Source organism: Paenibacillus sp. FSL E2-8871, from assembly GCF_038000345.1.
In the GTDB taxonomy this organism is placed as follows: Bacteria; Bacillota; Bacilli; order Paenibacillales; family Paenibacillaceae; genus Paenibacillus_AQ.
Genome location: NZ_JBBOBV010000001.1, coordinates 6,566,853 through 6,587,550, shown reverse-complemented (window position 1 = coordinate 6,587,550; position 20,698 = coordinate 6,566,853). Strand labels below are relative to the sequence as shown.

The 20,698-nt window shown below is 43.1% G+C and carries 9 protein-coding genes; 2 read left to right on the top strand and 7 right to left on the bottom strand.

Annotated elements, in window-relative coordinates:
- Window positions 1-42: 42 nt before the first annotated feature.
- Window positions 43-1,206 carry a sporulation protein YhbH gene (yhbH, locus tag NYE25_RS29415; protein ID WP_042193520.1) on the top strand — a complete coding sequence of 388 codons (1,164 nt, stop codon included), beginning with the start codon at window positions 43-45 and terminating at the stop codon, window positions 1,204-1,206.
- Window positions 1,207-1,412: 206 nt separating this feature from the next.
- Here yhbH and NYE25_RS29410 read toward each other — a convergent pair whose 3' ends face one another.
- The 6 genes from NYE25_RS29410 to NYE25_RS29385 form a co-directional block, all read right to left on the bottom strand.
- Window positions 1,413-2,918 carry an alpha-glucosidase/alpha-galactosidase gene (locus NYE25_RS29410; protein WP_341147524.1) on the bottom strand — a complete coding sequence of 502 codons (1,506 nt, stop codon included), beginning with the start codon at window positions 2,916-2,918 and terminating at the stop codon, window positions 1,413-1,415.
- A 118-nt stretch (window positions 2,919-3,036) separates the two neighbouring features.
- Window positions 3,037-3,969, bottom strand: coding sequence for an AraC family transcriptional regulator (locus NYE25_RS29405; protein WP_445667162.1), 933 nt, complete (start codon window positions 3,967-3,969; stop codon window positions 3,037-3,039).
- 166 nt (window positions 3,970-4,135) lie between these two features.
- Window positions 4,136-6,190, bottom strand: a complete 2,055-nt coding sequence (locus tag NYE25_RS29400) for a methyl-accepting chemotaxis protein (RefSeq protein WP_339801965.1) — start codon at window positions 6,188-6,190, stop codon at window positions 4,136-4,138.
- A gap of 92 nt (window positions 6,191-6,282) precedes the next feature.
- Window positions 6,283-7,125: a sugar ABC transporter permease gene (locus tag NYE25_RS29395; protein WP_339269869.1), complete on the bottom strand. Its 843-nt coding sequence runs from the start codon at window positions 7,123-7,125 to the stop codon at window positions 6,283-6,285.
- Window positions 7,122-8,435, bottom strand: coding sequence for a sugar ABC transporter permease (locus NYE25_RS29390; protein WP_042125830.1), 1,314 nt, complete (start codon window positions 8,433-8,435; stop codon window positions 7,122-7,124). The genes NYE25_RS29395 and NYE25_RS29390 overlap by 4 nt, the downstream gene beginning before the upstream one ends.
- Window positions 8,436-8,542: 107 nt before the next feature.
- Window positions 8,543-9,877: a sugar ABC transporter substrate-binding protein gene (locus NYE25_RS29385; protein WP_341127557.1), complete on the bottom strand. Its 1,335-nt coding sequence runs from the start codon at window positions 9,875-9,877 to the stop codon at window positions 8,543-8,545.
- Window positions 9,878-10,683: 806 nt separating this feature from the next.
- On the opposite strand from NYE25_RS29385, the gene NYE25_RS29380 reads away from it, so the two are divergent.
- Window positions 10,684-12,429 (top strand): alpha-glycosidase, encoded by a 1,746-nt coding sequence (locus tag NYE25_RS29380; RefSeq protein WP_042186327.1) that lies wholly within the window; start codon window positions 10,684-10,686, stop codon window positions 12,427-12,429.
- Window positions 12,430-12,597: 168 nt separating this feature from the next.
- Here the strand turns inward: NYE25_RS29380 and NYE25_RS29375 are convergent, their stop codons facing one another.
- On the bottom strand, window positions 12,598-20,331 hold the full coding sequence (locus NYE25_RS29375; RefSeq protein ID WP_341147523.1) for a pullulanase: 7,734 nt from the start codon (window positions 20,329-20,331) through the stop codon (window positions 12,598-12,600).
- Window positions 20,332-20,698: the final 367 nt, after the last annotated feature.

The window sequence follows — 20,698 nt, the reverse complement described above, 5'->3', positions numbered from 1 at the left end:
CCCCAAAACATAAATATTTATATTCCATGGGAGGTGGTCATCCTGTCGCAATCATCTGGTCCCTTTTCCTTTGTAGTCTCAAAAGAAGACTGGTCCCTTCATCGCAAAGGCCATCAGGATCAGGAACGTCATCAGCAAAAGGTCAGAGAAGCTATCAAGGATAATTTGCCGGATCTCGTGACCGAAGAAAATATTATTTTGTCAGGCGGTAAGCAGATTGTAAAGGTTCCGATTCGCAGTCTGGATGAATATCGAATTATCTATAACTTTCGTAAGCAAAAGCATGTAGGACAGGGCGACGGGGAAAGTCAGGTCGGTGATGTACTTGGGCGGGATTCACAGTCGGCACAGCCCGGCAAAGGGGAAAAAGCAGGCGATCAACCCGGTCAGGACACCGTGGAAGCAGAGGTCAATCTGGAGGATCTGGAGGACATCTTGTTTCAGGATATGGAGTTGCCACATCTGAAGCCAAAGAATAAGGAAGAGATCGAGGTTAAATCCATCATCTTCAACGATATTCGTAAAAAAGGCATGATGTCCAACATCGATAAGAAACGTACCCTGCTGGAGAACCTTCGGCGTAATGCAAGCAGAGGTAATCCCGGCATTCACAGCATAAGTCCTGATGATCTGCGCTACAAAACATGGGATGACATTCGAACGCCTCACTCCAATGCGGTCATTATTGCGATGATGGATACGTCAGGTTCGATGGGTTCTTTTGAAAAATACTGCGCTCGCAGCTTCTTCTTCTGGATGACCCGCTTTCTACGCCGCCAGTATGAGAAGGTGGAGATTGTCTTTCTCGCCCACCATACGGAGGCTAAAGAGGTCAGCGAGCATGATTTCTTCACCCGCGGAGAGAGTGGAGGAACCATCTGTTCCTCAGCTTATCAAAAAGCGATTGAGATTATCGACAGCCGATACCCGCCAGCGCAGTACAACATTTATCCGTTTCACTTCTCTGATGGCGATAACCTCACCTCCGACAACGAACGCTGTGTAAAGCTAATTGGAGAACTGCTAAAACGAAGCAATATGTTTGGTTACGGGGAAGTGAATCAGTACAACCGCAGCAGCACACTAATGTCCGCTTATCGTCATCTGAAGCACGAGCAATTCATGCATTATGTCATTAAAGACAAAAAAGAAGTGTACCAGGCGCTAAAGACCTTCTTCAGTCAAAAGGGCACTGTTAATTCATAATTCCTACGTTTGATTATAGCCCACAGCTAGACTGCCTGTTTTATTGTCCTACCCATATAAAAAAACCTCCATTCCAGAGCTTGGTAGGGGAGGTTTTTTATATTGAAATCTATTCAACTTTCCTAAACCGTTGCACATTACTTTTATTACCACTCAGAAAATAGATGGCAAGAGTCATATTCCAAGTGAGCTTTAAACTCTACTGCCTATTGTACCTTCTCTCTATCCTTGCCTTTATCAGATTCACCCGCATTTCTATTCGCTGCTTCCCGGTCCTCCATCATCTCGTCCACCGTCTTTACCTTCAGACGAGCTGCGCCTTCATTGTTGGCATTCGTTGGAATAAGATTTCCTGAAGCTAAGCGTTCCTTCGCTTTTGCAATGGCCTCGCTGTATTGTGGCAGCCACTGCTCCCCAGCTACGAGCATCTCATCGACCATCTGCCAGATTTCTTTCGGGTTACATACGGCGCCTACCAACGAATCCATCATAAATGCTTGACGTAACAGCTTGTCATCGCCGTGCACAGCAGCTTCGACGGCTAAACGTTGCACCGAGATACTAACGTTGCACACTGCGGCTGCTCCTAAAGGCAATTCACCTACAAGCGGCATCGATATACCGTTCCGATCCACATACCCTGGTGCTTCGATGATCGCATCATCTGGCAAATTAGAGATCACGCCATTGTTCACAGTGTTAAAGTGACCTCTATACACTCTGCCCGTTTCCAAGCCTTCAATAATAAATGAACCATGTTCTTCTCCGCGATTCTCCACTGTATACTCCAGTGCCAAGTCCTTCATCCAATTCGGAAAATCCGTTTCGAACCAATTCCGCCCTTCGGTGCAGACACGTAGATATCCACCCGTCTCACCGTTAATCCAGCTTCCCAGGTCGATCCAATCCATAATTTCATCGCTGCGTTTACGATACCATGGCACATATTCACTTAGGTGACCATTGGATTCTGTACTGTAATATCCAAAGCGGCGCAGCATGTCGATCCGAACTTTTTCTGTGCGGCTGAATTCTGGATGACTCTCAAAAGCTTCTAAAAGACCTTCGGTCAAATCTTTACCCTTATGACTCGCCGAAATATACCAAGTCTGGTGATTGATACCCGCACAAATAATATCGACTTCCGACTTTTTCAGCCCATACACATCTGCAATTTGCCCATGCCCATGCTGCACCCCATGACACAGACCAATCGTCCGTACACCACCGTATTTGTTGCAAGCCCAAGTCAGCATAGCCATAGGATTCGAATAGTTAAGTAGGAGTACATCCGGCGCAGCCATTTCCCTAATATCACGGCAAATATTCAGCATTTCCGCAATCCCGCGCTGACCATACATGATGCCTCCTGCACAAAGGGTATCCCCTACGCACTGATCGACTCCGTATTTCAATGGAATATCCACATCTGTAGCAAATGCTTCCAGTCCACCCATACGAATAGTACAAAATACATACTTCGCATCCTTCAGGGCTTCTCTTCGATCCGTCGTTGCCTGGATTTGAATATTTAATCCATTCTCTTTAATATCACGTTGGCACAGCTCGGTAACCATCTCCAAGTTGTGGCTATTAATATCCATAAATGAGACTTTAATATTATTAAATTCCGGCACGGTTAGTAAGTCCCGCAACAATCCACGGGTAAATCCAATGCTGCCTGCCCCTATAAAAGACACTTTAAATGACATCCTTATCAGCCTCCGGTAATGAATTGATTGTTCCTGTCCATTGTAGCAAGGGCGCTAGGGAAAGCGTAACCAATATCATGACCTCTTTTGAAGGAAGGTGTCAAAAATCCTAACTTATCTATTGAACATCCATCTCTTCATAACTCCAAGAATGACGCTCAATGGAATTGCGATATTCTACGGGCGTGTTGTCAGTATATTTTTTGAAGAGGAGGTGAAAATATTGTCTGCTACTAATCCCTACATAATCGGCAATTTCAGCAATCGGAATATCACTCTGCCCCAGCAGCATCTTCGCTTTCTCCATTCGCAGCATATTCAAATAATCACTGAGTGTCCTACCTGTATGTGACTTAAAAATACGATGCAGATATCCGGGATGCAGATTGACCGCGGCAGCGATATCCTTAACCTGAATACTCTGGTCGTAATTCTGATGCAGGAATTCGATACTGCGCCGCACATAGAGCTGCGAAGGCTGTTGAATGGCATGAAGCTGATCCTGTCGCAAGCTAGATAATCGAAGCAGAAGCTCACAGAACAATAAGTCGACCATACTTCCGCCTTTCCCGCCACTTTGATCAAGCTCTAGTACAAGTCCTTTTAGAACATGATAAATTTCCTCCGGATCAGGCATGATTAGACTGGAAAAGGGCATCTGTAACCATTCAGCTAGTGCCGTTTCTTTCCGAGCGAGCTTGCCGATAGATGGAGCAACCCCTGTATATTCCATAAATCCAAACTCCACATTCAGCATTCGGCAGGGCGTCCCATCCTCGACAATCAGTCTGTGCGGTACATTTGCATCGAGGATGATCAGTTCTCCCCGCTTCAACCTAAATCTCTCTTCTTCACCTGCTTTTGAACGGACATCCACGACACAGCTTCCTGAGATCAAATACATGATTTCAGTTGAATTATGCTGATGGTAGGTCATATAGTAGTTGTTCCATTGTTTATAATAGTAAGCAAAAAAATGAGGACTATAATCCCCTTCGATTAATGCCTGCTGAAAAAGACTCCCACTAAGACTTAGATGCAATTTCGTCAATCGATCACTCCTTTCTTCTATTAAAATGTTAACCCAAGTGTATCTCTCAAACTACTTCTAAGACAAGAAGAGCTACTTGAAGTCATTAAGTTAGAAAAAAACGAGCAAAACTCCAATACACAGGAGAGTTGCTCGTTTTATTGTTTTTACTAATAAGATTTAATTCTCATACTTGAAAAGAAACCATAGATTGCTTAAGATCTGCTGCTAAGCTCTCCAGCTTTTGAGATAAGGAAACTAGCTCCTCACTTACAGTAAATTGCTGTGAAGACATAGAAGCTACCTCCTGCGTCGAAGCCGTCGTCTGCTGCACAATGGAACTGACACTCGCCATGGATTCACCTAATTGACGCTGAAACTCTATCAGTTCATGAATAGAAGCAGAGGATTCACTAAGATGTCCCATGAAGTGTTCCATTTCCTCTTTGACACTCGCAAAAATCGTTGACGACTCACGCACGGAAGAAATCTGCTCACGGAACTTTGGAGCGGTCTCATTGATATCTTTTACCGTGTTCTCAATGTGTAGACCAATCTCTTCCGTAATCTTGGAGACCGATTGGATCGACTCATTCGATTGGTTAGCGAGCTGTCTGATTTCATCAGCAATCACTATAAAGCCTCTGCCTGCTGCACCGGCTCTTACCGCCTCTATAGTGGCATTTAGCGCCAAAATATTGGTCTGCTTATTTACGGCAATCATAGGACTAAGAATACTACGAATTAAATGAGTACTCTCTCTTAGCTTATTGGAGTTCTCTTGTATTCGATTGAACATCTCCACCGTAGATTCACTCTGCTCTACTAGCAGCTTCATCAGTTCTGTCCCCTGATCACTAACCTCAATAACCCGCTCCGCCGAAGCGTCCATTACTGTATTTAGTTCAGTTACTTCACTCATCTTACTGCCAATGATTTCGACATTAGCATGGCTTTTTTCTGCTTCGACAGCAAGGCTTGCTGCTCCAAGTGCAATCTCACCCGTAGCAGATGCAACCTCTCTGGCATGAAGTGATGTTGTACCTGACGCTTTGACTAATTGCTCTGAAGTACCAAGCACTTCATCCGCTGACATTTCACTCTGGCTTGCAAGCAGAGAAATTTGCTCCATCATTTTGTTAAAGCTATGCCCGAGCCGACCAATCTCATCCTTACCCTTAAAATTCGTTCGTACACGAAGGTTTCCTCGCTCACCTTCTTCCATTAAGGTCGCCAGTTTACCTAGTGGACGCCCAACCAAACGAACAAGAACATAACCAATTAGCAGAGCTATCACGGCAGCTGCCAGCACCACAGAGAACGTGATATAAAGAAGCTTATCTGCCGACTTCGTAAAATCACTAACGGGTGCATATCCCATGAGCGTCCACTTTGCAGTCTTTAAAGGCTGATACACGACAAGCTGCGGACTTCCGTTCTCATCGGCTGCTGTAAATGAATGTTTCTTTTCTACATCTTGCCCTTCTGATACTTTTATGTAAGAGGGTTGACCCAGTTTAGCATGATCCGCACCATAAACTATGTTACCTTCTGAGCTCAAAATTCGAATCTCACCTGTAATTCCAATCTGAAGATTAGACAACATTTCGGTCATTGCCTTGCCTTTAACTTCGATCAGCATGTAATACTCCGCTTCAGGATGTACAAGATTGCGAAGCAATCTCCCCATAGTTAAAGTAGGTTCAGTATAAGAATCAAAGAAGCCCTTCTCACGAACCGGAAACCACACTGGCTCCCCTTTAGCATCTGCAATTTGTTTCAGTCTTTCAGCAATACCTTCATCACTACGAAGGCCACTAATTCCTGTAGATTTATACGATTCTGTTTCTTCCAAGCTCTTAGATACCAGTCTGACGCCATACATCCGCTCATCTGATCCTTTAACTAAGTCTAGCTTTCTACGAATCCGATCTTCTGCGGAAACTTTGGCTACCGTTGTAAGTTCTCCACTTTTTATGTTTTCCAAATCACCTTTTAATGTGGAGTCGAGGGCAAACTGCCTTGAGAGCGCTTCGTATTCTGTTAGGACAAAATCCAGCTTGTCCGCTGCTTGAACTATAGACTGTGAGGAGGCCGCGGCAACCTCATCTGTAATGATATCTTTGGCAGCAAAATATGAAGTCAATCCTAGAACAGAGGATAAGAGCACTATGGAGCTGAAAAGAATAACGAACAATTTTATCCCAACTGATCTAAACTGTAGGGTCCATAGCTTTTTCATTAAGTTCACTCCCTATGATGGAAAAAGGGTACAGCCTTCCATTTCTGTACAAAGGCTGTACCCAGTTCATTCTTTAGTATGAAGCGAAATTGTTACCCCTTACTAGCTCCTGCAGTCAATCCATCAACAAGCAGACGTTGCAAGAATACAAACAAAATCATAATCGGGATAGAGATCAGAACAGCACCGGCAGAGAATAAGGTGAAGTTAGTGTTTTGGTTCGTGTTAACCATATCCCACATTCCGACTGCGACGGTCCAGTTCTCCTTTGTCCGCAAAATAAGTCTGGCGAAAATGAAATCGACCCAAGGACCGACAAACTGAGTCAGTGCCATGTAAGTGATCATAGGACGTGACAAGGGAAGAATCACTCGCATAAAGATCCCGAAATTACTCGCCCCGTCTATTCGAGCCGCCTCATCCAAAGAACGAGGAATCGTGTCGAGGAAGCCTTTGGCGATAAAGGTTCCCCCCAGCGGCGCCCCGGCTGCATAGACGATAATCAAGGCAATATGCGTATCCAGCAAATTAAACTCCTTAAGGAGCATATAAATGGCAATCATACTCATAAAACCAGGGAACATACCAAGAATCAGAACCGTAGATAACGCTGTTTTACGCGCTTTAAAACGGAATCTGGATACTGCATAACTGGTTAACAAGGTAAGAACTACACCGATAAGCATGGAGAATATAGCTATCTTCAATGTATTCGCATACCAAGTTCCAAACATATAGCTTGGTGACGTGAACAATTCTCTGTAGTGATCAAAGGTGAATTGCTCAGGGATAAACGATTTACTGTACAGTGATTTACCAGGCCGGAAGGAAGCAAACAGAATCCAGAGGGCCGGATAGAGTGCCGCTATCGACAAAGCAATCAAGATGATGTAACTACCACTTAAGCGAATAAAGTTCGCGATCTTTCTGCTCATTGGATCATATCCTCCTCTTTGAATGATTTCGTCCGGCGGTAATTGTACAGGGAGAATGAAGCAACAATGATAAAGATAATAATCCCTATTGCCGAAGCCATGTTGTTTTTATTCTGATCAAGTGTTAATTTGTATAGCCAGGTTACTAGCAAGTCCGTGGAACCGGCATATTGATAATCACCATTTACAGGACTACCGCCTGTCAATAGGAAGATCGCATTAAAGTTGTTAATGTTACCTGCGAATTGCGTAATTAAAGTAGGCGCTGTGGAGAACAATACCATTGGTAACGTAACGATACGGAACTTCTGATAACCTGATGCTCCATCCACCTCAGCGGCTTCATACATATCCCGAGGAATTGTAGTCAGTACGCCCATAATAAGTAACATCGAGACTGGAATACCAACCCACATGTTAACAATAATTACCGTAACCTTAGCCCAGAATGGATCTGTCAACCATGGTAATCCACCCATTCCAAAATACCCAAGGTATTGGTTGATAGGACCGAATTGACCGTTAAATAAATTGCGCATGAGCAGTAAAGAGATTAACTGCGGTACTGCGTAAGGTACAATCAGAATAACTCTCCACATTCCTTTGAAACGAATACCTTTTTGGCTCACCAATAAGGCTACCAATAGTCCTCCGAAATATGTAGTGATCGTCGAAAGAACTGCCCATATAATCGTCCATGTTAATACACCATAAAAAGTGTGGCTCCATGTTTTGAGAACTAATAAATTTCGGAAAGTCTGAAATCCAACCCAGTCAACCAATTTAGCGGGTGGAAGATGATCAGGTGCGGAATAGTTCGTAAACGCCAGCAGGATCATGAAGATGATTGGCATGATCGTAAAGAATAGAACACCAATACCCGGCAAGACCAAGAACGTCTGAGCGAACTTATAATCCAGTATATAGCGAACACTTTGTTTAAAGGTGTTTGCCTGAAGACCGTTATCGCGTTTCTCTCCAGTCTTATAAGCATCTTTAATGTTCAAATACCAAGCGAGGATTATGATGATAAGCATTAGAATGGTGATCAAGCTTTGAATCAAAATATAAATCGAGTGATCCCCAGCTACCATCTTAGCGATGCCTTTTACTTTTACCAAACGGCTAGGGTTCTCTCCTAGTGTGACAAAACCCCATAAAGCAGTAGCAAGATTCTGAATAAAATAATAAACAGCGGCGGCTTCTACAACTAAAAACATGATTCCTTTGATGAATTGGCGGTTATATATTTGTCCCAATCCCATGAAAATCGTCGACAGTACTGCGGCCCTCGTGCGATGTCGCTGCATTTCGCTTCCGTTCTCCTCTCCGAGTGAAAATAAGAAGCTGCCCTCCGCTAAACATGCGACGGGCAGCTTGATTCACTGTATGCTGTTAAGACTGTGATTTATGATCCTTATTGCGATGAACTGTTGTTCAAATCTTTGATTTGTTGAACGGCTTTGTCCATTGCTGCTTTTGGATCCACATTTTTATCCCAAATTTCTGGAAGCGCTGCATTTACAGGGCTCCAAACGTTACCCATTTCAGGGATAGAAGGCATTGGCTGGGAACTCTTAGCTTGTGCTGCAAAAGCGGATACGAATGGATCATTAACGATTTGTGGATCAAGAAGCGCTTCGTTGTTTGTAGGAACAGAACCGATCGTTTTGTTCAATAACAATTGAGCGTCTTTGCTTGATGCAAAATGAGCGTACAATTTAGCAGCATTCGGATATTGAGTAAACGAGTTAACTGCGAAAATTTTGATACCAGAGAATGTAATAGCTGTTTTGCCATTTACTGTAGGGATCGGTGCGATACCAAGGTTATCTCCAAGAGCTGCTTTGTATCCTCCAAGCTCCCAAGGACCAGTAATATCCATCGCTACATCACCTGAGTTGAACAAGCTGCGTTTGATGTCACTATTGATATCTCCGCTCTTAATTGGCAATGCTTCTTTCATTTTCACAAATTCTTTAAGTCCTGCAACAGCTCCTTCATTAGCAAGTCCGATGTCATCTTTATCTGTACCGTCCTTACCGAATAGATATCCACCATCAGAAGCGATAAACATGTAGTTGAAGTACAGGTTTCCTACTTCCCACATAATTCCGTATCTGTTCTTGGATTTATCTGTGAATGTTTTGCTGAAAGCAAGAACATCGTCGAAAGACTTAGGTGCTTCTTTAACGAGTGATTTATTGTAGAACAATGCATAAGTTTCTGCTGCTCTTGGGTAGCCATACAATTCGCCATCGTACGAAGATCCGATAATTGAAGCTTCAGTATTGCTAGCTTTTGTTTCTTCACCGAAGACGTCATTAGGAAGAACCAAGCTCGCACTTGCCGCTTTACCTAAGTTGTCGTGAGGGATAAGAACAACGTCTGCTGCTAATCCTGAAGGACCATCTTGCGTAAGTTTAGTTACTTGATCTGGTGGTGCCAACTCTTCAATCTTGACTGGAACGTTATATTTTGCTGTGAACTGCTTAGCAATTTCATCTGCGAATGGTCTTTCTTCCTTACTTTCCCATACAACTAGTGTCGCTCCATCTTCAGGTACAATTTCTTCTGTTGCTGCTGCATCTGTGGTCTCTGGCGCTGCAGTCTCTGTAGTGTTGTTAGCAGCATTAGTAGCTTTTGCTGCATTGTTTCCCCCGGCATTCCCATTGTTGCTCGAACCACACGCTGTAACGGACAGTGCCATAGAGACAGCAGCGGTGATAACCATCACTTTTTTTAACTTCATTACTTTAACCCCTCCCAATTTTAAAAAAGCATAAGATGATAAAATAGTAGAGCAAGAAATTTGCGCAAACGATTTCAGAAAAGCTAAAAAAAAAGTTATTCTTTTAGCTCGCTCCTTCTTGAGCTGCATTTCGCAGTGCAAGAAAGCGCTTCATTCATGAATACATCATACAACAGTATCGTTTGTTTTTAAAAACGTTTGCACATACCATATTTGACCATTTTCCATTAATTGATAAACACTATAGGCATTTATCTCCATTTTTCACATGATATCTTTTAATTAGTCGATTATTCATGTGTTTAAAAATGGAATTGCTATTTTATTTGCCCCTGATATACCACAAATTCACTTTTCCAGTAGATTTACAATTATCGGGCAGTAGAAACGCTCATATACTCAAGTGAAAATTTGTGCAATGGTTTGAACAAGAGTATTGAAAGCCCTTTTATTCCATGCTATAATCCAAATCGTTAAGAGGCAACCCAACATGAATCATTGCATCTATTGTCTGCCTCCTGTTCTATATAACTAAAAGGCAATGTTACTTATGAAAGGTACAACCTCGGACAAGCTACTTCGCGGCGGTTGTGCCTCTTTGTTATGTGCAAGATTGTCTCATCATTTGCGCATGTTGCATAAAAAAACTGTGCAACCAATAACAATAGCGACATTCTAAAACCCATGCGCTGTGGTGAATGGTTCGGGAAAGTATCGCTCACAAAACTTAAGCGTATACTTTCGAGTTAATTTTGCCGAAGCTGGTCAGGGAAGTATCGCTTACAAAACTTTAGGAGGACTTATTCATGTTACTGGAAGCTGTGTACCATCGCCCGCGGTTAAATTGGTCTTATGCCTATAATGAGAGTACGATTCACTTGCGTCTCCGCGCTAAAAAAGGGGATTTAACAGAAGTATTTGCTTTTGCAGGGGATAAGTACACTTGGGATACCACGAAAGAGCTAATTCCCATGACCCTCTTCACCTCTGATGCTATGTTCGATTATTGGGAATGTGCTTCAGTTCCCATCTATCGCCGATTGAAATACGGATTCTTACTGCAAAAGGATAACGAGAAAGTTTGGATGACCGAAAATGATTTTCAAACGAACCGGCCAGAAAATCCAAACAAGCTTTTCGAGTTCCCATTTATTAACCCTGTTGATGTGTTCACTCCACCTGCCTGGGTAAAGGATGCTGTTTTCTATCAGATCTTCCCTGAACGCTTTGCAAATGGCGACCCTAGCCTTGATCCAAAAGATGTTCAGCCATGGGGAGCAGAGCCAACACCAACCAACTTTTTTGGCGGCGATCTGCAAGGGGTTATTGATCATCTGGATCATCTTAACGAGCTTGGCATCAATGCTATTTATTTCACACCACTCTTCACTGCAACTACTAATCATAAATACGATACAGAAGATTACATGAAAGTTGATCCGCATTTCGGGGATATTGCAACGTTAAAAAAACTCGTCGACCTCTGCCATAAACGTGGTATTCGTGTGCTGTTAGACGCTGTATTCAACCACTCCGGTGGAACCTTCGCTCCATTTTTAGATGTTCAGGAAAAGGGAGAAGACTCCATTTACAAAGACTGGTTCCATATTCGTGAGTTTCCGCTTCAAGTTGTAAACGGGATTCCTACTTATGATACTTTTGCCTTTGAACCACATATGCCAAAGCTTAATACCGAACATCCTGAAGTTAAAGAGTACTTACTGAAGGTCGCTGAATTCTGGATTACAGAAGTTGGAATCGATGGTTGGCGCCTTGACGTAGCCAATGAAGTAGATCATGATTTCTGGCGTGAATTCCGCAAGGTGGTAAAGCGCGCTAATCCGGAGGCCTACATCCTTGGAGAAATCTGGCATGAATCTGCTCCATGGCTGGAGGGTGATAAATTCGATGCCGTCATGAACTATCCCTTCACTGATGCTGTCTTAGACTTTTTTGTTCATGGTAACCTTGATGCAGAGGGGTTTGCCAACTCTATTGGTAGACAGTTATCGCGCTACCCACTGCAAGCAAGTGAAGTTGCCTTCAATCTGTTAGATAGTCATGACACTCCACGCTTACTCACGCTGGCTGCTGGGGACAAAAATAAAATGCGATTAGCTGCACTATTCCAGTTCACCTTTATGGGTACTCCTTGTATCTATTATGGCGACGAGTTCGGAATGGACGGTGAAGGTGATCCAGGTTGTCGTAAATGCATGGAGTGGAACCCTGAGAAGCAGGATCGTGATCTGTTCGAATTCTACCGTCAGCTCATTCAAATCCGCAATGAGCAACCTGCACTTCGTACGGGGACATTTACTTTCTTAGAGGCAGGTCGACAAGGCAGTAAGATAGCCTATGAGCGCCGATTGGATCTTGAGACTATAGTTGTACTGATCAATAGCGAAGAGACCGCTCAAACGTTCCGTATTGACGTAGACGAGCGAAATTGGGAGAACTTGTTCACGGCCGATACAGTGCGTGCTGAGCGTGGCAAGCTGAACGTGAAGATGCCTGCTTATGGTTTCGCCATACTTAAAGCAATCAACTAGATTTAAATGCCTTTGGCCATATAAAACATAACAAAACAGGGTATCTCACTAGCTATGATAGCTGTGGGATACCCTGTTTTCTATTAGAGATGACTAAGAACGACTGTCACATTACTAACCAACTACTAATACTTCGGTGCACTAACAATCAGCACACCGAAGTCCAGTTTACTTGCTCAGTAGTGTATAAATAATCTGTGCGCTTTCGGCGCGGGTCATCCACCCTTTTGGAACAAATTGATTGTTCTCTCTGCCTTGGAGAAGCCCTAGACCTGCTGCTGTCTTCACGTAGCTATCTGCCCACTTGCTAATGCTAGATGCATCTGCAAATGTTGTGACACCCACTGCTGGTTCGATCTTCTTACCAGACTTCACTTCAAGCGCACGGATCACCATGATAGCCATTTCCTCACGGGTAATGGAAGCATTCGGCGCAAAAGTATCGTTGCTTCGACCACTAACAATGCCCAGCTTAGAAGCTGTTGCTACGTATGATGAATACCATGCATCTGACTTGATATCAGTAAATTGAACCGGCCCTTCCGCTTTTAAACCAAGTGCACGAACTAGTAATGCAGTAAATTCCGCACGACTAACATTGCTCTTCGGATTAAATTCGGTTATCGTAACTCCTGAAACAATTTGTTTTGCAGCAAGAGACTGAATGGCATGGAATGCCCAATAAGTAGTTGGAACATCCTTAAACGACTTCACAATCTCAAGTACGGCATATTTACTAAAGTGCGTGACTTGTGTAGATATCACGTCTCCATTCAGCTGTCCACCTACGTACTCAAGCTCGCCATTATCGCCTAAATAGTAGATCCCCAAAAGATCTTTATTCGATTGACCTTTAATCTTAAACGATATCGTGATTGGCTCATCGAACTTCTTAACTACAATCCGGGTACCATCTTTCTTCAGAATGCTAAGTCTCAGTTCAAACACATCGGAAAGCGAAGTTACGTTCCCCACCTCTTTGTTTAAACCATCGATTAATGCTTTTGTAGCAGACTGGACCAATGGTTTCAGCTCCAACAGGATTTGAGCACCTTCCGCATCCACACCTGAAGCTAAACTTGGTATTGTGCTTAACAGTTTGTTAGGGAGTGTAACTAATAGATCCCCCACTTTAAATACTAGATCATTAGATCCCAATGTTTTTGCTGCTTGCAACGGTAACAATACTGCTGTCTTACCAGCAGCAATATCGATTTGTACCTTTCCATCTTTACCATTCTTCAAACTGTCCTCACTGACAACTTGCATATCAGCAGGAGTTGTTGGGCTAACTGCCACGCTTCCAGAAGTCGGTGAATTTGTCACTTCAGGCGACGGCGTTGGTGTTGGTGTTACTTCTGGTGTCACTGTTGGTGTCGGTGTTGCTTCTGGCGACACTGTTGGTGTTGGTGTTGTTTCTGGTGTCTTCGTTGGTGTTGGCGTTGCTTCTGGTGTCTTCGTTGGTGTCGGTGTTGCTTCTGGCGACACTGTTGGTGTCGGAGTTGCCTCTGGTGACGCCGTTGGTGTTGGTGTCGGTGTTACATCCGATGCCTCTACCAGAATAACCGTACCCCCATCATCTCTACTTGGTAGATCAATGATTACTTTTTGATCTTCGGATACCGTGTATGTTTTACCGCTGTACTCATCCTTTACAGATGAATTGGCAGCAAACGGTACTGGAATCGTTGCGGATTCCTCACTTGTCTTAGTGTTAATAACCGTCACGACGTTCTCATTATCGTAAGACTTATTGAAGGCTAAATAACCTAAATCATCTGAACCTGCCAGCTTCGTGCGCGTCCCTTTGGAATACACTTTGGAGTATTTTGCACGGATATTCAACAGCTTCTGATAATGATCATGAAGTGGCTTTTCTGCAGTCAACTGATCCCAAGGCATATCTTTACGGTTCTCACTGAACTCACCTTTAGACATGTCTCCTGCATTTTTGCCCGATTTCCCCAGTTCTTCTCCGTAGTAAATGACTGGCTGTCCCTTGGCTGTGATTTGCAGAGCGGCTGCGATTTTCAGCTTGCCTTTATCTCCATCTACATAATTAGACAAGAAGCCATCCTCATCATGACTACTCAGGAATTGAGCCATCATCTTCGTGTTATCAATCTTTAACTCTCGTTCCTGCAAATAGGAATCAACACTGTTAACTTTACCATCAGTAAAGTCTTTCGCAGCATCATTAAATCCAAAATCAAGCAGTCCGTCCATCTGGCCAGTTTCGAGCATTCCACCATTGCTATCAATGGTTCCGCCGAAGTATTCACCGGTCATTTTGAAGTTTGGATCAATTGAAGTCAGTGCATTTTTAAATGCTTTCCAAGTTGTATCTTCTACATGTTTGACTGTATCCACACGGAAATAGTCAATCGTATCTCCACGTTCCGTCCGAGCGTTATCTAACCACCCTGTTTGCCAAGTGATAATTTTTTCACGAACGGCTGGATCTTCCGTTTTGAAATCCGGCAATCCTGCAAGCTCGCCTTTGATTGGATCTGTATCCGCCGATACACCATCCGTACGAAGCATTCCTTCAAAACGTGCTTTATCCTCAGCTGTAATCGTCGGCTCTTTATCCTCAGCCTTTAAACCGTAGCCCGTATGATTGAGTACAACGTCGACCATGATCTTGATGCCCTTGTCATGTGCCTTTTCGATCAATTCCTTGAAGGTCTCCATATCACCAAGATGCTCGTCGAGCTTTGTAAAGTCCTTGGCCCAATAGCCATGATATCCGTATTGTTTGAAGCCATCCCCTTTATTAAAATCAATATTATCTACAATTGGCGTAATCCAAAGCGTGTTAATACCAAGTTCTTGCAAATAATCGAGATTGTCGATCATTCCTCGGAAATCACCACCGTGGTATGCTTCCAGTTGATCTTTATCTACATTCTCATTATTTGTTGGATCTCCGTCTTTGAAGCGGTCTGTAAGCGCGAAGTATATACGAGCCTCATCCCAATCAAAATCCAGCTTATCTCCTGTGTAGGTTCTCGCTTTTACCTCGAGTTTAGCATTTTCTTTATGTGAATTTCCGTACTGGTCCACGAGCGTAATCGGAATATTTTTGATCCCCGCTGACACCGTGTCCTTCACAGCAACTGTCTGTTTCATCAGCCCCGTATCCAGCTTAACTTTGCTTGGTCCCCCAAGATTGGTTAAATCCATGTATCCCTCTGAATATGTTACCTCTTCTGAAGTCACTACATTGATGGTTACAACCGCATTCTGAGTAGATGTAACTGCTTCCGGATTCACGGATGTCGTAATCATAACGTCAGGAATATGATACACAACAATAGATTCATCATTCACTGTATTCTTAGGATCTGTAAATTCAGTAGTGATTCCATTTTTCGTGATCAAGAACGTATACTTATACGTACCTTCTACTAAATCAGTCAACGTGTAAGTGAACCACTCGTTAGCGGAATCATAAACCATTGGATATGTTTTTCCATTCACTTTTACTTTTGCAGCTGTGATCGCATCCATATTTCCATTACGGAACAAGGCATCATCGCGATATCTAAAAGTAATCGTTCCATCCTTAAGGATAGGACCGCTAATACTTGGTTTGATATCAAACTCCTTCACCCCGCTAGTTACATTCACTTTAGTGAATAATTCACCAGGCGTCAGCGGAATGATACGGTCATCCCCGTAGGGGTCCTTAATCGACCAATCGGTACCTTTACGAAGGACGAACCCTACACTTGTCGCATTCTCAGCAACCTCAATCAAAACACTCGCTGTGCCATTCTTAAAGGTTGTAAAATCAATCTGATCATTTTTAACTCCTGTATTCCAGACCCAGATGTTCCAATCCTTATAATCCTTATCACTACGGGTATAAGTGAACAGAACATATCTCTTATCCGTAACCTTAACTGTAACGGTTGTAGAAATACCGCCATAAGTAATGGTAATTACAGCTGTTCCATTACTAATTGCCTTCACTTGACCTTTATTGGTTACTGTAGCCACTTCAGGCTTATTGGAAGTATAAGTAGCCAATTGCGTAACATTTCTTCTGCTGTTGTCGTCGTACTTCGCAAAAACAGCTGTTTGATGCGTATTGCCTGCTGCCAGCGTGTAGCTTGCACTATCGGTCTCTATAGAAGTAAGCGTAGCGGCTTCAGCTTCCATTTTGATAATCACTGCAGTCAAAGGATCAAGCTTGATTGAACTCGCATTTAAAATGAAACCACTCTGTTGACTAACCGCAGTAACACCAGCTTCATCATTGTCAACAACCACTTGACCACTCGTCAAATCCTCCGATAAAGTCAGAGTTCTTTCTGTGCTATCGCCATTCATGAAGACATAATAGATACCTGTGCCATCAGTAGCTTTGTTTGAATAGCCAATGACAAGATCATCGGTCTTCATTTCTGGTGCAGGAATTAGGTTAACATTGGAATCAACCAGATCCTTGTCGCCCAATCGGAATGCATCGGTAGACTTTCTTAATTCCATCAGCCCTGACGTATATTTTCTTGTCGTGTTCTGTACTGGGAATTGTGACTCATCCGTTGCTTTGGTCCAATCAAACATGTTGACAGCATCCGAAGAATCATACGAATCATGAATAAAATAACCAAAGGATTTGCCTTCACTATCAAACATTTCAGTGTATTTATCCTGAGGAACCGAAGTGCTATTCCATTGCTTGGTACGCCCATATTCCTGGCCTGCATGAATGAAGGCAGTGCCTTGGGAGGTTAGAACAAGCATGTTTCCAAGTCTAATCCGTTTCTGGATTTCAAGCTCATTCTTCTCAATGGCAGGATCTTTCTTGATCGTTTGTGCAATAACATCGTGCAGCGTCAGGTTATCATGCGCTTCGATGTACGGAACGATATCACCTGGATCATCAGCAGGCGTATTTGAGGGCTCCGCCTTAATATTGTTAAAGATTGTCGCTATTGGACGCGCTCCACCTGTGATAAATCTAGGTTGACCTTCGGAACCATAACCAGATTTCAATTCATTACGGAATTCGTCAGAGAAAACACCGACGCTATCCGTTTTATCCATCCAGTCCTGATCTGCCCCTTTTCCAGCAAGGGAAGGATCAGCTGCGGCACCACCGAATGTTCTCCAGCCTTCACCGATAAAAAGTGCCTTCGGATTAATATCTGCCGCGGCATCATAAGCATTCTGAACAGCCTCTGCTGTCGCATCGCCCATCATATCCCAGCGCATTCCATCTATCTTGTACTCTTCAAACCAGTATTTCACGGAATCAACCATCAACTTCTCAGCCATCTTATGGTTGGTGGCCAGATTGTTTCCGAAACCTCCGATAAAGTTGCCATTTGCATCTTGGAACGCATAGTAATTAGGTACGATGTCGTTTAAAAATTCTTTTTTAGCCATATGTGTGTACACTACATCCAGAATGACACCCATTCCAGCTTCATGTACGGCGTCAATCAATCCTTTTAATTCTTTAATCCGCTCCTCAGGATCAGCAGGTTTCTGAGAATAAGCACCATCTGGAGAGAAGTAGTTGTGAGGATCATATCCCCAGTTGTATTCATTGTTTTTAGCGGAATAATCTGTTTCTCTAGTCCCCATCTTCGTTTCGTCCCCGTAATACCAAGCCATTACAGGAAGCAATTGAATATGAGTTACACCGAGAGATTTAATATAATCGAGCTTCTTTTCAAAAGCGCTATAAGAGCCCCATCTTTCGCCACTCAGACTATCTTCGATCGATACATCGGATGTAAAGTCTCTGACGTGGACTTCATAAATGATTGCGTCCTCGCGTTTTTCGTAGCCTTTAATATCAGCATAACCAAAGGTATCCGGGTTCGTCTGGCTTAAATCAACGATAGCCGCTTTACCGACTGTATCCCCGCCAGCACCAGCTGCACCTGTGGTATCCATAGTAAATACCGCCATTGATTTAGCATAAGGATCAAGGACCTTATTGGTTACACCGTCATTCGTCACTTCATATTGATAAAAGAATCCTCTTACATCGTTTGTAGTCGTGCCTGTCAAATCAGTCGGCTTCAAATCAACCGACCAGACCCCTTGATCTCCACTCGTTAAGTCAACACTGCCCACAAGCACGTTGGAGTCATTCTTATCGTACACATTTACGACAACCGAGCTAGCTTTAGGAGCCCACAATTTTAACGTGGCTGTTTTGTCAGCGTTGTACGTAGCCCCTAGATCATCTCCTGTATAATTGTACATTTCATCAAGCATTCTCCAACCACTAGCCGCAGAGACCGTTTTACCTGAATAAGTAACGCTAAGCGGAACTTTATCCAAATCAAAGGCTTTTGTATCAACTTCAATTGAAGTTTTGCTAGTAATGGTTACAGCCGATACAGGAATAGCAACACCGTCTTTATCTTTAACGGTAATCTCATTCTTCAATGCTGCTGCATCCAAGCCGTCAGTTAACGTGAAGCCAAGAAGGATTTTGCTCGTCGACAACACTTCAGCAGATACTAAACCGATAGGTGTTTCACCAAATGGTGAAACATATACATTGTTGTCTCCTTCTTTTATCCACAGCTGGTTGTAACGATCCAGTAGAGTAAATCCTTTGTCACCGCCGTCTTTATTATCGCCATTCAACGGGTTCACTACGAGAAACCCAATTTTTTTTGCAGCTTCTTTCAATGGAATATCAATATAAGCACCAAAGCGACCTACTTGATCGGCTTGGAATGGAACTGCATCTTTAGGCCAATCCTTAAGTGAAACTGCTACGTCTTCCCACAACCATAATCCATACTGACTTTGATTGGAATCTGATCTCATATAATGGATCCGAACAGTATTTGCCGGAAGCTTAACCGGTTCATAAGGCGTAACTACATCAGAGCCTTCTGTGATCCATACTTCATTAGTTTGTGGAGTATTAATCGAGAAGTTCTTATCTCCTCCATCTTTAGCACCACTTGCACGCTGAAGTGCGATGAATGAGATTTTCTTAGCCCCATCCTTAATCGGCACATCAACATATGCACCATAAGAATCCATTTGTCCTTCAGGGAAAGGGGTCGCACCCATAGCCCAATTATCAGAAGGATTTACAACATCACCCCATAACCACAATCCCTTATCAGTGTATTCACTAGCTTTGTAGTGAACACGAATGTGCCCTGCTGGAACAGGTGTAACCTCTACAGGTCCCGAAGGAATTTTATATTCTGCAGTTACACTATGATCTCCAGTGTTGTACTTGAAGGTTACCTTAAGATCTAACGGTAGGCTCAACGCTAGATCGCTTTCTGGATAAGACATATCCTCTGCTTCTGTGACTCCTGGAACAGAAACCTTATATGTGTAATCTCCCTGCGGCACAGTAACAACTGTACTGTACACACCATCAAAATCAGGATCTGATAACGTGGACAACGCCTCTGCTGGCAGGTTTCCTGTCAATCTTGGCAGTTTATTCGCAGCAATTGGCGTGTAGTACGTAGAATCAGCTATTTTATGAGTGATGTCATTATAATAAAAGGTTACAGTCGTTTCTGTTTCTAGCTTGATGTGGATATCGCCTTTATTATCAACTCCATTAGGATTGGTATAATTTCCGTAGCCATAACTCTCATCAAAACTATCGTTCAGAGCAACCTTATAATTATATTCTCCTGCTGGCAGAGTCCCAGTAAAAGAATACAACCCATTGTCTGAGTAAGTCATTTGGGTGACTACTGATCTCTCATCCCAATCCTTGCCGGGATTTTCCGCCCCAGTAGAAATAAACTGTGATTGCAAATCACCGACCAATACTACCTTTGTCGTTTCTGCTGAAACCTTAACTGGGTGTAAGCCGAGACTGGAGAACACAAGAGCAACGATCATGAAGATCGCGAACGTCCTCTTACCCCATAAATTTATTTTCATTTTTGTAAAACCTCCCATAATTATGAATTCCCTTTGTGCAAGCGGATACATAATTTCTCGAACCCCGCCAATTATTCTGAGGTTATGAAATCACGCGTCTTCCTTCTGTGGTTGGAGAAGGTCTATGTGTGCGGCTCGTCAAACCGGATTAACAGCATCATCCTCCCATCAAAGTTAAAGATCAAACCAAAACCATGAATTTAGTGCAAACGTTTGCAAATAGTCGTGCACAAACCTAAGTACATAAAATTCATTCCTTAACACAACTGATAACGATCCAAAATCGCCCAATGTAAACGCTTGCTATATTTTGATTTACATACTAATACTGTATTTATGGTATTGTCAACCAGTATTTTTATGTGTT

Excerpts from the sequence above, each read along its gene's own strand:
- NYE25_RS29385 (WP_341127557.1), bottom strand. The coding sequence starts at position 9,877 with ATGAAGTTAAAAAAAGTGATGGTTATCACCGCTGCTGTCTCTATGGCA.
- NYE25_RS29380 (WP_042186327.1), top strand. The coding sequence starts at position 10,684 with ATGTTACTGGAAGCTGTGTACCATCGCCCGCGGTTAAATTGGTCTTAT.
- NYE25_RS29395 (WP_339269869.1), bottom strand. The coding sequence starts at position 7,125 with ATGAGCAGAAAGATCGCGAACTTTATTCGCTTAAGTGGTAGTTACATC.
- NYE25_RS29400 (WP_339801965.1), bottom strand. The coding sequence starts at position 6,190 with ATGAAAAAGCTATGGACCCTACAGTTTAGATCAGTTGGGATAAAATTG.
- NYE25_RS29390 (WP_042125830.1), bottom strand. The coding sequence starts at position 8,435 with ATGCAGCGACATCGCACGAGGGCCGCAGTACTGTCGACGATTTTCATG.
- NYE25_RS29375 (WP_341147523.1), bottom strand. The coding sequence starts at position 20,331 with ATGAAAATAAATTTATGGGGTAAGAGGACGTTCGCGATCTTCATGATC.
- NYE25_RS29410 (WP_341147524.1), bottom strand. The coding sequence starts at position 2,918 with ATGTCATTTAAAGTGTCTTTTATAGGGGCAGGCAGCATTGGATTTACC.